The sequence below is a fragment of the Xenorhabdus szentirmaii DSM 16338 genome (assembly GCF_002632585.1).
GTDB lineage: Bacteria > Pseudomonadota > Gammaproteobacteria > Enterobacterales > Enterobacteriaceae > Xenorhabdus > Xenorhabdus szentirmaii.
The window spans coordinates 20,569-34,044 of the sequence record NZ_NIBV01000003.1 but is presented as its reverse complement, the minus strand read 5'-3'; the positions used below and the strand labels follow the sequence as shown (position 1 = coordinate 34,044).

12 protein-coding genes are annotated in these 13,476 nt (G+C 42.1%); 9 read left to right on the top strand and 3 right to left on the bottom strand.

Features of this window, described 5'->3' with window-relative positions; genetic code table 11:
• Positions 1 to 154 precede the first annotated feature (154 nt).
• The 9 genes from ndk (at position 155) to der (ending at position 9,967) form a co-directional block, all read left to right on the top strand.
• On the top strand, positions 155 to 583 hold the full coding sequence (ndk, locus tag Xsze_RS18845) for a nucleoside-diphosphate kinase (protein ID WP_038234533.1): 429 nt from the start codon (positions 155 to 157) through the stop codon (positions 581 to 583).
• Between the two features lie 239 nt (positions 584 to 822).
• A complete protein-coding gene (gene rlmN, locus Xsze_RS18835) occupies positions 823 to 2,001 on the top strand; it encodes a dual-specificity RNA methyltransferase RlmN (protein ID WP_038234531.1) in 1,179 nt (392 codons plus the stop codon).
• A gap of 72 nt (positions 2,002 to 2,073) precedes the next feature.
• Positions 2,074 to 2,496: a tetratricopeptide repeat protein gene (locus Xsze_RS18830; RefSeq protein ID WP_038234529.1), complete on the top strand. Its 423-nt coding sequence runs from the start codon at positions 2,074 to 2,076 to the stop codon at positions 2,494 to 2,496.
• Between the two features lie 196 nt (positions 2,497 to 2,692).
• Positions 2,693 to 3,709: a cytoskeleton protein RodZ gene (gene rodZ / locus Xsze_RS18825; protein ID WP_038234527.1), complete on the top strand. Its 1,017-nt coding sequence runs from the start codon at positions 2,693 to 2,695 to the stop codon at positions 3,707 to 3,709.
• A gap of 166 nt (positions 3,710 to 3,875) precedes the next feature.
• Positions 3,876 to 4,997 (top strand): flavodoxin-dependent (E)-4-hydroxy-3-methylbut-2-enyl-diphosphate synthase, encoded by a 1,122-nt coding sequence (gene ispG, locus Xsze_RS18820; protein ID WP_038234524.1) that lies wholly within the window; start codon positions 3,876 to 3,878, stop codon positions 4,995 to 4,997.
• Positions 4,998 to 5,208: 211 nt separating this feature from the next.
• Positions 5,209 to 6,486, top strand: a complete 1,278-nt coding sequence (hisS, locus tag Xsze_RS18815; protein WP_038234521.1) for a histidine--tRNA ligase — start codon at positions 5,209 to 5,211, stop codon at positions 6,484 to 6,486.
• A gap of 13 nt (positions 6,487 to 6,499) precedes the next feature.
• Positions 6,500 to 7,120, top strand: a complete 621-nt coding sequence (locus tag Xsze_RS18810; RefSeq protein WP_038234518.1) for a YfgM family protein — start codon at positions 6,500 to 6,502, stop codon at positions 7,118 to 7,120.
• Between the two features lie 15 nt (positions 7,121 to 7,135).
• Complete coding sequence (gene bamB, locus Xsze_RS18805) at positions 7,136 to 8,308, top strand: outer membrane protein assembly factor BamB (RefSeq protein WP_038234515.1); 1,173 nt, start codon at positions 7,136 to 7,138, stop codon at positions 8,306 to 8,308.
• Between the two features lie 168 nt (positions 8,309 to 8,476).
• Positions 8,477 to 9,967, top strand: a complete 1,491-nt coding sequence (der, locus tag Xsze_RS18800; protein ID WP_038234512.1) for a ribosome biogenesis GTPase Der — start codon at positions 8,477 to 8,479, stop codon at positions 9,965 to 9,967.
• A gap of 360 nt (positions 9,968 to 10,327) precedes the next feature.
• Here the strand turns inward: der and Xsze_RS18795 are convergent, their stop codons facing one another.
• The 3 genes from Xsze_RS18795 to hemF all read right to left on the bottom strand — a co-directional run bounded on the left by Xsze_RS18795 (position 10,328) and on the right by hemF (position 13,390).
• Positions 10,328 to 10,546, bottom strand: coding sequence for a protealysin propeptide domain-containing protein (locus Xsze_RS18795; protein ID WP_038234510.1), 219 nt, complete (start codon positions 10,544 to 10,546; stop codon positions 10,328 to 10,330).
• 295 nt (positions 10,547 to 10,841) lie between these two features.
• The gene (locus tag Xsze_RS18790) at positions 10,842 to 11,900 is read right to left on the bottom strand and encodes a M4 family metallopeptidase (protein ID WP_038234508.1); all 1,059 of its coding nucleotides are present in this window, start codon (positions 11,898 to 11,900) and stop codon (positions 10,842 to 10,844) included.
• 581 nt (positions 11,901 to 12,481) lie between these two features.
• Entirely contained in the window at positions 12,482 to 13,390 is a 909-nt protein-coding gene (hemF, locus tag Xsze_RS18785; protein ID WP_038234506.1) for an oxygen-dependent coproporphyrinogen oxidase, read from the bottom strand.
• Positions 13,391 to 13,476 lie beyond the last annotated feature (86 nt).

The following is a 13,476-nucleotide window of genomic DNA, read 5'->3' as shown; positions in this document are numbered from 1 at the left end:
ATGTTGTGTTTTTTGTAGGCAAGCAGAAAGTCTCCTCCTATAATCAACGCCTATTTTTATTCCTGTCAGAGACAGGGTAGATTTGCTCCTCAGTTTTGCTTGGGAGCTAAAAATTAAAACAAATCATCGCTGAAAGTGCCAAAGAGGTTATCGAATGACAATTGAACGTACTTTTTCCATTATTAAACCTAACGCAGTCAAGAAAGATGTTATTGGTTCTATCTACGCTCGTTTTGAAAGCGCAGGGTTGAAAATCATCGCGGCCAAAATGCTGCACTTAACTCGCGAACAGGCAGAAGGTTTTTATGCTGAGCACAAAGGCCGTCCTTTTTTTGACGGTTTGGTCGAGTTCATGACTTCAGGCCCAATCATGGTGCAGGTTCTTGAAGGCGAAAATGCGGTTCAGCGTCATCGCGACCTGATGGGTGCAACCAACCCTGATAACGCTCTGGCGGGTACGCTGCGTGCAGATTATGCTGACAGCTTTACTGAAAATGCTGTCCACGGTTCAGATTCCATTGAATCAGCAAACCGCGAAATTGCGTATTTTTTCAGTGATGACGAGGTTTTTCCTCGCTACTGATTATTCAGTTACTCATAGCATCTGAGCAGTAAAGTTTGTACAATATGACGCCCCGCTGATTTGATTTAGCGGGGCGTTTATTATTTTATTTCAATGTTCATCCGATATTTTTGATATTTATGGTATGAAATATTGCCAGATATAGCATGATTATTGAATTGGCAGTCACCGCATGAGAACTTAGTGCTGAAACCAAATCAGCACAGAGCCGAAAGTGTAACAACGAGGCGATGTAAAAAATGTCCCAACTTAACGAAACCGTATCATCTTCAACCCCTGCCGTATCTGTCACTCCTGAAAAGAAAAACGGGAAAGTCAATTTACTCGATCTTGATCGTAAGCAAATGCGTCAGTTTTTTATCGATATGGGAGAAAAGCCTTTTCGTGCCGATCAGGTCATGAAATGGATTTACCATTATTGTTATGACGATTTTGAACTGATGACAGACATCAATAAAACGCTCAGGGCAAAATTGCAACAAGTCGCTGAAATTAAAGCACCGGAAGTTGCAGAAGAGCAACGCTCCTCTGATGGCACTATCAAATGGGCCATCACTGTTGGCGATCAGCAGGTTGAAACGGTTTATATCCCAGAAGATGATCGTGCGACACTGTGTGTTTCATCTCAGGTAGGGTGCGCGTTAGAGTGTAAATTCTGTTCTACTGCCCAACAAGGTTTCAACCGTAACCTGCGGGTATCTGAAATTATCGGTCAGGTCTGGCGTGCCGCCAAGATTATTGGCTCACTGAAATCCAGTGGCCGTCGTCCCATCACCAATGTTGTGATGATGGGAATGGGAGAACCCTTACTTAACTTGAACAATGTCGTGCCTGCAATGGAAATCATGATGGATGATTTCGGTTTCGGCCTGTCAAAACGTCGTGTGACATTATCGACATCCGGTGTTGTCCCTGCGCTGGATAAATTGGGTGATATGATTGATGTTGCATTGGCCATTTCTTTGCACGCACCTACCGATGATATTCGTAACGAAATCGTACCGATTAACCGCAAATATAATATTGAAGAGTTTTTGGCCGGGGTACGCCGCTACCTGACAAAGTCCAATGCGAATCAAGGGCGTGTCACTGTAGAATATGTCATGCTTGATCACGTCAATGACAGTGTTGAGCAGGCTCATCAATTAGCAGAATGCTTGAAAGATACACCCAGCAAGATCAATCTGATCCCATGGAACCCGTTCCCGGGTGCGCCTTATGGACGCAGCTCCAACAGCAGAATCGATCGTTTCTCTAAGGTACTGATGGAGTATGGTTTTACAACTATTGTGCGTAAAACCAGAGGGGATGATATTGATGCTGCTTGCGGCCAACTTGCTGGTGATGTAATTGATAGAACGAAGAGAACACTGAAAAAACGCTTGGCAGGTGAACCAATTCAGGTAAAAACAGTCTAATTTTTTGTTTAATCTAGATTAATAGCTAAAAATCTCGACGAAGTTTGACATAACCTTATAAATGAAAATGGTATGATACGGAAATCAATAACTTGTTCTATGGTTTGCTTTGCTCTGTTGGCGGGATGTGCTGAGCAGTCAGCGCACCGGGCGCATCAGGTCGTTGCAATAGATACACGATTACAGCTAGGGAAGGCGTATTTGGCGGAACGGAATTTATCGGCGGCCAAGTACCATTTCCAAAAAGTTTTACTGGCGGAGCCTCGTCATCCCGAGGCGCATCTGGGTATGGCATTGCATGAGCAATATGCAGGTCAGTCTGAAACCGCCAGCCAACATTATAGAATGGCTATGCAGTATGCAGCAGGAAGTGATACTGTAATACGTCATTATTATAATATTTTCCTTTGTGAACAAAATCAGGATGAAGAGGCTAAAAAATTAGCTGCTGGGCACGGGGGGCAAAATGCAAGTAATGAGAATTGCGGTAGGTAATTTTTAAGTTCGGAAATGTTTGTATTTGACTATTTTCATGCACTACCGCTTTTTATGTACTACCTTTTTGTATGTATTAGTATTTTTTATGTAGTACATACGATTAAGATGATTTCGCTGCACAAATTGAGTTGATGTTCTATTGATTTAATTTGCGTAAATTCTTTAACCTGAACAGTACCAGTGTCCTTAGCTAATGAAGACTGAAACTTACCCAGAAGAAGCCAATCTGACAGCCGGTCAGATTCTGCGTCAGGCTCGCGAAAAAATTGAGCTTTCTCAGCAAAATGTGGCAGATCGCTTGTGTCTGAAGCTGTCCACTGTTCGTGATATTGAAGAAGATACTGTTCCGTCAAATATCGCACCTACTTTTTTTCGTGGATATATTCGAGCTTATGCGAAACTTGTCCAAGTGCCTGAACCTGAAATTTTAGGTGTTTTGGATAAACAGATACCGAGTAAAACGATAAAAACCTCCCCAATGCAAAGTTTTTCAGCAGGAAAAACGCGCAAAAAACGTGATGGTTGGTTAATGAAGCTAACATGGGTGGTCATCATTGTATTATTGGGAATGACCTGCCTATGGTGGTGGCAAAACTATAAAGCACAGCAAACAGAATTGTCATCAATGGCTGCGCAATCTAATGCTCATATTGCTACTGGCGATGAGCAGAATTTGGGGAATTCAGCAGCAAGTGCGGATACATCATCCGCTTCTCTCAATGAAAACAAACCCGTCGTCGCTTCCCCTGCACAAATGGCACAGGAAAGTGGCACGAAAGTGAATGCCAATACACAAGTAAACACCGGTACGTCGGCTTCATCAGTACCTGTCAATCAATCCGCAACAACTCAGGCTGCAACGTCTACTGCCGCTGCTTTGGAAAAGACCTCTCCTGCTCTTAACAATGCGGGAGCAAATTCTGTTGCTAACCCGGCATCGTCTGATGCTGGTGGCATCAATGCCCCTAGTACCCATCAGCTATTAATGAATTTCAAAGGAGAATGTTGGGTGCAAGTTTTAGATGCTAAGGGTGAGGTTTTATTTCGTGGTTTGAAATATAAAGGCGACAGCCTGAATCTTTCTGGTGAAGTGCCATATTCATTGAAAATCGGTGTTCCTAAGAATGTGGATATCCAGTTCCAGGGAAAACCCGTAGATTTGAGTACCTTCATCAGGAAAGGAATCGCCGCCAAACTGACGCTGAAATAAGCTTAATAATGGTTTCGGCTCATTTATCTCGCTAAAGATTTGAGGCGAACATTGAATGAGAATTCAAGTTCGCCTGTGTTCTATTTATCATAGCGTGTATTATTCACCACAGCATAGTTGTAATTTTTATAAATAAAATACAGGGATGTAGGGGGGTAATGTAAAAATGCATAATGAATCACCGATAAAAAGACGTAAATCCACACGTATTTATGTCGGTAATGTTCCCGTTGGGGATGGTGCGCCTATTGCGGTGCAATCAATGACTAACACACGAACAACTGATGTTGAAGCCACGGTTAATCAAATCAGGGCACTGGAACGTGTAGGTGTTGATATCGTTCGTGTTTCTGTTCCAACCATGGATGCAGCTGAAGCGTTCAAGTCCATCAAGCAGCAGGTTAATGTTCCCCTCGTTGCTGATATCCACTTTGATTACCGCATTGCATTGAAAGTCGCTGAGTATGGTGTGGATTGTCTGCGAATCAATCCCGGCAATATTGGTAATGAGGAACGTATCCGTCAAGTGGTCGATTGTGCCCGCCACAATAACATTCCAATCCGAATCGGGGTCAATGGCGGCTCACTGGAAAAAGATCTACAGGAAAAATATGGTGAACCAATGCCAGAAGCACTGGTCGAATCAGCCATGCGTCATGTAGATATTCTCGACCGCCTGAATTTCGACCAGTTCAAGGTTAGCGTCAAAGCATCGGACGTTTTTTTGGCTGTGGGTGCTTATCGCTTATTAGCGAAAAAAATTGATCAACCCTTGCATCTCGGAATTACCGAGGCCGGTGGAGCGCGTGCCGGTGCCGTAAAATCTTCAATTGGTTTGGGGCTTTTATTGTCTGAAGGGATAGGTGATACCTTGCGTATTTCTCTGGCGGCAGATCCAGTGGAAGAGGTTAAGGTTGGCTTTGATATTCTGAAAGCACTTCGTATCCGTTCAAGAGGCATTAATTTCATTGCTTGCCCGACTTGTTCCCGTCAGGAATTTGATGTCATCGGCACAGTGAATGCGCTTGAGCAGCGCCTTGAAGATTTAATTACACCGATGGATGTCTCTATCATTGGCTGCGTTGTGAATGGGCCCGGAGAAGCGGAAGTTTCAACACTGGGTGTAACGGGTGCGAAAACAAAAAGCGGATTTTATGAAGATGGCATCCGTCAGAAAGAGCGCTTTGATAATAATAATTTGATTGATCAACTTGAAGCAAAAATTCGGGCCAAGGCAGCGATCCTTGATGCCAATAACCGGATCAGTGTCAATCAGATTGATGAGTAACATATCTGCTGCTGGCTCGTGCTATCATGCGCCAGCATACGCTTTCTCACTATAGTTTTTGCTCTGTAGTGCTTTTGATTGGTAGTGTTTTTGATTGATTGTGTTTGATTGGATATGTGAGCTTGCTGCAATCGTTTTTTGCTCATTGAACCTTGTAAGTATTCGCTTTTATAATCAACACTATTGTGGAAATCCTAATAAGAGATAAAACGTGACAAAAAATATCCCAGCTATTCGTGGCATGAACGATTGCCTTCCTGTCGAAACAGCAATCTGGCAACGAGTTGAATCTACGTTGAAGCGTGTGTTGTCAAGTTATGGTTTCAGTGAAATTAGAACACCGATTGTAGAGCAGACCCCGTTATTCAAACGTGCAATTGGGGAAGTAACTGATGTTGTCGAAAAAGAGATGTACACTTTTGACGACCGCAATCAAGAAAGTTTGACCCTACGCCCAGAAGGTACCGCAGGATGTGTCCGTGCCGGTATCCAGCATGGTCTGCTGTACAATCAGGAGCAGCGCTTATGGTACATCGGGCCTATGTTCCGCTATGAGCGTCCGCAAAAAGGTCGCTATCGCCAGTTCCATCAATTGGGTGCAGAAGTGTTTGGCTTGCAAGGGCCGGATATTGATGCGGAAATCATTTTGATGACGGCACGTTGGTGGCGTGAGTTGGGTATTTCTGAGCATGTTACGCTTGAATTGAATTCTATCGGTTCACAGGAAGCTCGTGCAAAGTATCGTGAAGCTTTAGTCGCGTTTTTGGAGCAGCATAAAGAGAGGCTTGACGAAGACTGCTTGCGTCGTATGTATACTAATCCGCTGCGTGTACTGGATTCAAAAAATCCTGAAGTTCAGCAACTTCTTAATGATGCACCGGAACTCTTTGACTATCTTGATGCCGAATCAAAAGAACATTTTGATGGCTTGTGTCAAATTCTCGATGGAGCGGGTATCAAATATCGCCTGAATCAACGTTTAGTTCGTGGGCTTGATTACTACAACCGTACCGTTTTTGAATGGGTAACATCTGCATTGGGTGCTCAGGGAACTATCTGTGCAGGCGGGCGTTACGATGGTTTGGTTGAGCAGTTGGGTGGAAAAGCGACACCGGCTGTTGGTTTTGGCATGGGCATGGAGCGGATGGTGCTGTTGGTGCAGGAAGTCAATCCTGACTTTGCTGCGGATCTCACTGTTGCTGATGTTTACCTTTCTTCTTTTGGTGAAGGCAGCCAGCAGGCAGCACTGATACTGGCAGAAAAACTCCGCGATCAACTGCCTGATGTCCGTTTAATGACGAATCATGGTGGCGGTAACTTTAAGAAACAATTGACTCGTGCGGGTAAGCATGGAGCCAAAATAGCCTTGATCCTTGGAGAAGATGAAATTCAGGCTGGCAATATTTCGGTGAAAGATTTACGCAATGGTGAACAAGAAACGTTGTCACAACAAATGATCGCAGCACGTCTGAGCGAATTGTTAGGCTAAGGAGAAAGATTCTGTGGAAGTCTATACCACTGAAACTGAACAAGTTAACGCGATAAAGCGTTTTTTTGCCACCAACGGGAAATACCTTGCTGTTGGTTTGTTTTTAGGCATTGGTGCGCTGGTTGGCTGGAATTATTGGCAGAATCATCAAACAAACCGGTTGCATGAAACGGCTGCGGAATTTGACAAATTAAATCAATCGTTGATAACCGATCCGGCAGCAAACATTGCATCTGTAGAAAACTTCGCAAATCAAACGAATAATATCTACGGTGTGATGGCGGAATTTGAATTGGCAAAGAATGCGATTGAGAAAAATGATCTGGCTCAGGCAGAAAAAAGTTTGCTGATAGCGTCTGGTAAAGTTAAAGATGAAAACATTCAGGCACTGGCCAACCTTCGTTTGTCACGGGTTCAACTGGCGGAAGATAAGACGGACGCTGCATTGAAAACACTGGAACAAGTTAAGGGCAAAAGCTGGCAGGTCATCGTCGAGGATATCCGCGGCGATGCTCTGGCGAAAAAAGGTGATCTTGCTGGCGCACGTGCAGCGTACTCTAAGGGGCTTGGTTATGATGGCTCCCCAAGAGTGAAAGATCTCATTCAAATGAAACTTAATGACTTATCCAACTAAGGGAGTTAACTTCTAATGCAATTGCGAAAAGCACTCTTGGTTGGTCTGGTTGCGTCTGTTCTGCTGGCGGGTTGTTCGAGCGAACAGGATTCGGTAGCGATGTCGCCGCTGCCGAAGGTTGAAAACCAATTCAGTCCCCGTACTGTATGGGATAAATCTGTTGGTAGCGGAGTGGGGAATTACTATTCCCATTTGTCACCAACATGGCAAGGTTCAACTGTTTATGTAGCTGACCGCAAAGGGCTTGTCAAAGCCTTTGATATAGATAGCGGCAAAGAGCTGTGGGCGACAGATTTATCGGAAAATACCGGCTTTTTTTCATCTCGCCTGCCAGCATTACTTTCAGGTGGTTTGACTGTATCCGGCAATAATCTTTATGTTGGAACAGAAAAAGCCAAAGTTATTGCACTGAATACGGAAGACGGCAGCATCAAATGGGAGTCAACGGTTGCTGGTGAAGCGTTGTCACGCCCGGTCGTCAGCGAAGGCCTTATTTTGATCCATACCGGCAACGGTATGTTGCAGGCATTGAATGAAGCAAACGGCGCTGTCGTTTGGTCTGTTAATATGGATACTCCGCCATTATCATTACGCGGTGAATCAGCCCCGGCTGTGGCTTATGGTGCAGCAATCGTGGGAGGGGACAATGGCCGCATCAGCGCTGTTCTACTTTCTCAGGGGCAGTTAATTTGGCAACAGCGTATTTCTCAGGCGACTGGGGCGACGGAAATTGATCGCTTAAATGACGTGGATATGACTCCGGTTGTTTCTGACAATGTTATTTATGCTATTGCCTATAATGGCGATTTAGTGGCGATGGATATGCGTTCAGGTCAGATTATCTGGAAACGTGATCTGGGTTCGATAAATGACATGGTTGTTACTGGCGATAATATTTTTGTTGTTGATCAGAATGACCGCATCCTATCGCTTCGTAAAAGCGATGGGGTTACATTATGGACGCAAAATGATCTCTTGCACCGTAACTTGACTGCACCAGAAATGTATAATGGTTATCTGGTTGTCGGAGATGGTGAAGGTTATCTGCATTGGTTGAATATGGCTGACGGCAAATTTGTTGCTCAGAATAAGGTTGATGGTTCGGGCCTGCTGAGTCGCCCGGTTGTTGTCAGTGATAAACTGATGATACAAGCGAAGGACGGAACAGTTTACCTGTACACCCGTTGATTCCGGACCGTGTTTTAACGTTATACGTAATAACACGAAATTATTACGGCTCCTGTGCTGACAGTGACAGGGGCCGTTTCGTCTTTTTAGTATCTTGCGTAGTGCATAATATTGAGTGAAGTACTTTCAGCAAGATATCGATTTAAATTTAGTCATGAGGCATCAAAAATGATACCTGTCGTTGCGCTGGTTGGGCGCCCTAATGTTGGAAAATCCACCTTATTTAACCGTTTGACCCGAACCAGAGATGCGCTGGTAGCGGATTTCCCTGGCTTAACCCGTGACCGTAAATATGGACGCGCAGAGGTTGAAGGGCAGGAGTTTATTATCATCGATACAGGAGGTATTGATGGTACAGAAGAGGGCGTAGAGACACATATGGCTACGCAATCTTTGATGGCTATCGAAGAAGCCGATATCGTTCTCTTTATGGTTGATGCGAGAGCTGGGCTGATGCCTGCGGATCATGCGATTGCCAAGCATTTGCGCAGCCGCGAAAAAGCCACCTTTTTAGTCGCAAACAAAACGGATGGCATTGATATTGACACTTCCATTGCAGAATTTTATGGATTGGGTCTGGGAGATATCTATTCTATCGCTGCTTCTCATGGTCGTGGTGTTACACAACTGATTGAACGTGCATTGCTTCCTTTTTCCAATAAAGAGGAAACAGAAGAAGTTGAACTTACCGAAGAAGAAGCCAATGCTGCTTACTGGGCTGAGATAGAACAAGCTGAGCAAGATGAGTTTGCTGAGCAGGAAGAAGAGGAAGAGTTTGATCCAACGACTTTGCCGCTGAAACTTGCCATTGTGGGTCGTCCAAATGTCGGTAAATCCACCTTAACCAACCGCATTCTGGGAGAAGAACGCGTTGTTGTTTTTGATATGCCGGGGACAACCCGTGACAGCATTTATATTCCGATGGAACGTGATGGGCGTGAATATGTCCTGATTGATACAGCGGGTGTACGTAAGCGCGGGAAAGTCACTGAAACAGTTGAAAAATTCTCTGTAATCAAAACCCTTCAGGCGATCGAAGATGCTAACGTTGTTTTGTTGGTAGTCGATGCTCGCGAAGGGATTTCAGATCAGGATCTTTCTTTGCTGGGGTTTATTCTTAACAGTGGTCGTTCTCTGGTCATTGCTGTCAATAAATGGGATGGCATGAGTCAGGAAGACAGAGATCACGTGAAAGATATGCTGGATCTACGATTAGGGTTTGTGGATTTTGCCCGTGTTCATTTTATTTCTGCACTGCATGGCAGTGGTGTTGGTAATTTGTTCGAATCAATTTTGGAAGCCTATGAGAGCGCGACCCGCCGTGTGAACACGTCCTTGCTGACTCGTATCATGCGCATGGCTGAAGACGATCACCAACCCCCAATGATCCGGGGTCGTAGAGTTAAGATGAAATATGCTCATGCGGGGGGATATAATCCGCCTATTGTTGTTATCCACGGTAATCAGGTGACCGATCTGCCTGATTCTTATAAGCGTTATTTGATGAACTATTTCCGTCGTTCTCTAAACGTAATGGGAACACCGATTCGGATCCAATTTAAGGAAGGGGCTAACCCTTACGCAAATAAGAAAAATACGTTAACTGCAACTCAGCTTCGTAAACGCAAACGTTTAATGGCACATTTGAAGAAACGTTAATTAGTTAAAAAATACTGAAATTTCGAAATTCAGATATCAATCACAAAGAAAGGGCTAATATTAGCCCTTTCTTATTAAGGGCTTACCTGATGACCCAGTACTTTAATGGATATGATTGAATTTGTTTATATAATAAAGAGAGGAAGTGAAATCGGATGATATTAAATATTATATTTACAAGTACCACTATATAATTCATTGGGTAACTATAAGTTAATATTAAAATTATTTTTTATTCTATTAATTTATGTGTCTGTATTTTTTATTTCGGTAAGTAATAAATCAGCATCAGAGCTGTCGCATAGTAAGCCAGATGCAGCTAGGCAGCCCCGACACTAAACATTATATTCCGAATCATTATCAGTGACTTTCCGATTCGGCAATTTTTTCTTTATTATTGCTTGTTACGTTATCTTTAGAGATTGGAACTTCTTCTTTGATTGATTTTTTCATTAATTTATTAACATGATTTAATGTCTGCAATATACATTGTCTATCATTTGCATCACAGTTATTTGAAATATATTCCAATAAAGAAGGAGGGATTATATTTTTTTTAATTTTTTCATCTTTGCTCATAATAATGCCCTGTTGTATGAATGATTATTTTTATTAAACTACCAGAATCTTCGTCTTTTCGACGTTAATAAAATATTAGCTAAATTAACTATGTTAGTCACTACTATAAATGTAAATTTTCTATAATTTAATATTGATAGTGAATTGACTTTTTTGGCGGAAGAAAAAAAGAGTATTTTTATGAAGGACATACCTGAAGGTAATGTAGGTAGTGAAGGGAGGAGGATAGCGATAGATATAGAATCAAGGCCTTCCCTGGCCATTGATGTCGATTAACAGAGAGAGTGTTTTCATTTTAAATTAAAAGTCCCACTTGATTCCAAGAGCGAGTCACAATATCTGAGATTTGCTTGTCAAATAATTTTTCCGCATTATCAACTGTTAATTTTGCAAAATCATTAAAATCAGATTTGTGATATAACCGGTTGTCTAATAAGGTATTATACCAAATTTTACCGGCTTTCTCCCACGCATAGCCGCCGAGTTCTGTTGCCAATAAATAAAAAGCCTTGCTAGGAATTCCGGAATATTTGTGAACACCCCCATTGTCATTTTTAAATGGCAGATCTGTATATTGATCCATGTGGCCGACCTGATTATCCTGAATGTTGGCCTTTCCTGGGTCCTTGAGTGATCTCAGAGCAATATTGGGATCATTGTTAGGGTTTAATGCAGGCCCTAATAATCCCTGACCTATCAACCAATCAGACTCTGTGGATTTTTGATTATGAACATACTGTTTTACCATAATACCAAACACATCTGAGATGGATTCATTTAATGCCCCGGACTGGTAGGCATAATCAAGGTTTGCTTCACTTTCTGTGACCCCATGAGTCAGTTCATGAGCCGTAATATCAATGCAAGAAGTAAATCTGTTGAAGTAAGGCTGATAGCCATCTCCAAAAACCATCTGATTATCATCCCAAAATGCATTCATATAATTTTTCTGATAATGCACAGTCGCCACTAAATTAAGACCTCCGTTATCAATTGAATTCCTGTTAAAGATTTTTTTATAGAAATCATATATTTTTCCAAGATGATCATAAGCTTCATTAGCCATCTCATCTTTACTTTTACTCATTTCCTCACGTAAGACCAATATACTTCCTGGGTATTCCTCTCTGCTTTCTGCGCTATAAACCATTCGATACAAATGATCATGAACTCCAGGTTGATAGTTGGGCATTGAAGCGTCTACTTCTAATGAAGTATTCATTAACCTATAAACATGGGTTAATGTTTTTAATATATAATCCTTATCTATTTGGTCACAATCTTTAACAACATATTCCAAGAGAAAAGGAGGAATAATACCAGAACTGCTTAATTGGATTTTATTGTTGTACATAAAAGTACCCCGCTTTTTTGGATGTTGTGTGTATGTTTTTTCTTTAGGGCCCTGAGATAATTATTAATCTAAATATGGGGATTAGCTACCAATGGAAAGCTTTTTTATTTTGATAAAAAAGAGTTAACCTATTAATTGTAATAAGCGGTTTTGTTTGTGATGGGTTTTTATTTCAGGATAATCCTGTGGTTATTTTCTATTTTGGTATTGATGTTGTGTTAATGATCTCTTGATTATGTTTCGTAAATATAATGGCAAGTTCTTTCTGGAACTTACTGAAATTGGCTGATGTTTAGTTGTCAAATATTCTTATCCTTAAATTAATATAATGTGAGACATTTGTAAGCTTGGTTAAATTAGGTTTCATCGATTTCTTTAGGCGACGAGAGAATGTTAACGACAATTAATGAATAAGTCATTAGGGTAAATACTGACTATTTATGGCAAACTCTTGCTAACGAAAAATAATAGATAGTTTTATCAGTAACCTAATATGGATATTGGGTATTTGATTATTGTTTTAAAATGGAAATTTAGTAAAACAGGAATGGAGATAGGCTCTCACATTCCTGTTGGGTGGGTTATATCCAATCTTTTTTTATCAGGAACAAGGAATAGAGTGCATCTTCTGGAGAACCGGGTTCGGGATAATAGCCATATTCCCAGCGTACCAAGGGTGGCATGGACATTAATATGGACTCGGTTCTTCCCCCGCTTTGCAAACCAAAGAGTGTTCCCCTATCCCAAACTAAGTTGAATTCAACATAGCGGCCTCGCCGATACAATTGGAATTGCCTCTCGCGATCCCCCCAAGCCATATCTTTTCTTCGTTCTACAATTGGCAAATAAGCAGACAAGAAACCATTGCCAACGGCTTGGGTGAAGTTAAAGCAGGTATCGAAATCCGGTGAGTTTAAATCGTCATAAAATAGGCCACCAATGCCACGAGGCTCATTCCTGTGCTTTATGAAAAAGTAATCATCACACCATTGTTTATATTTGGGATAAATATCATCGCCATATGGCTGACATACTGTTTTGGCAACGGTATGCCAATGAATTGCATCTTCTTTAAAACCATAATAAGGCGTGAGGTCAAAACCACCGCCAAACCACCAAACCGGAGTTTCGCCTTCTTTTTCGGCAATAAAGAAACGTACATTAGCGTGGCTGGTTGGAATATAGGGATTCAGTGGATGGATAACGAGAGAAACTCCCATGGCCTGATAGCTGCGCCCCGCTAATTCAGGGCGGTGTGCAGTCGCTGATCCAGGTAGAGAAGCGCCCATGACATGGGAGAAATTGACTCCGGCCTGTTCAAAAATATTGCCTGCTGTTAACACGCGGCTTCGCCCGCCTCCGCCTTCTTCCCGTTGCCAGCACTCTTCCTGAAAGGTTGAGTTACCATCAATTTGTTCAAGTTGCTGACAGATTTGATCCTGCAATGAGAGGAAAAAACTTTTCACTTGAGATAGATTAGGTACATTCATTTTTGCTTTCATTTTGGTTAGTTTATGGCTATCGACAGTATACCTGTTAGTACCATTAAACGCATTTTCATATTGATCCCCAGATA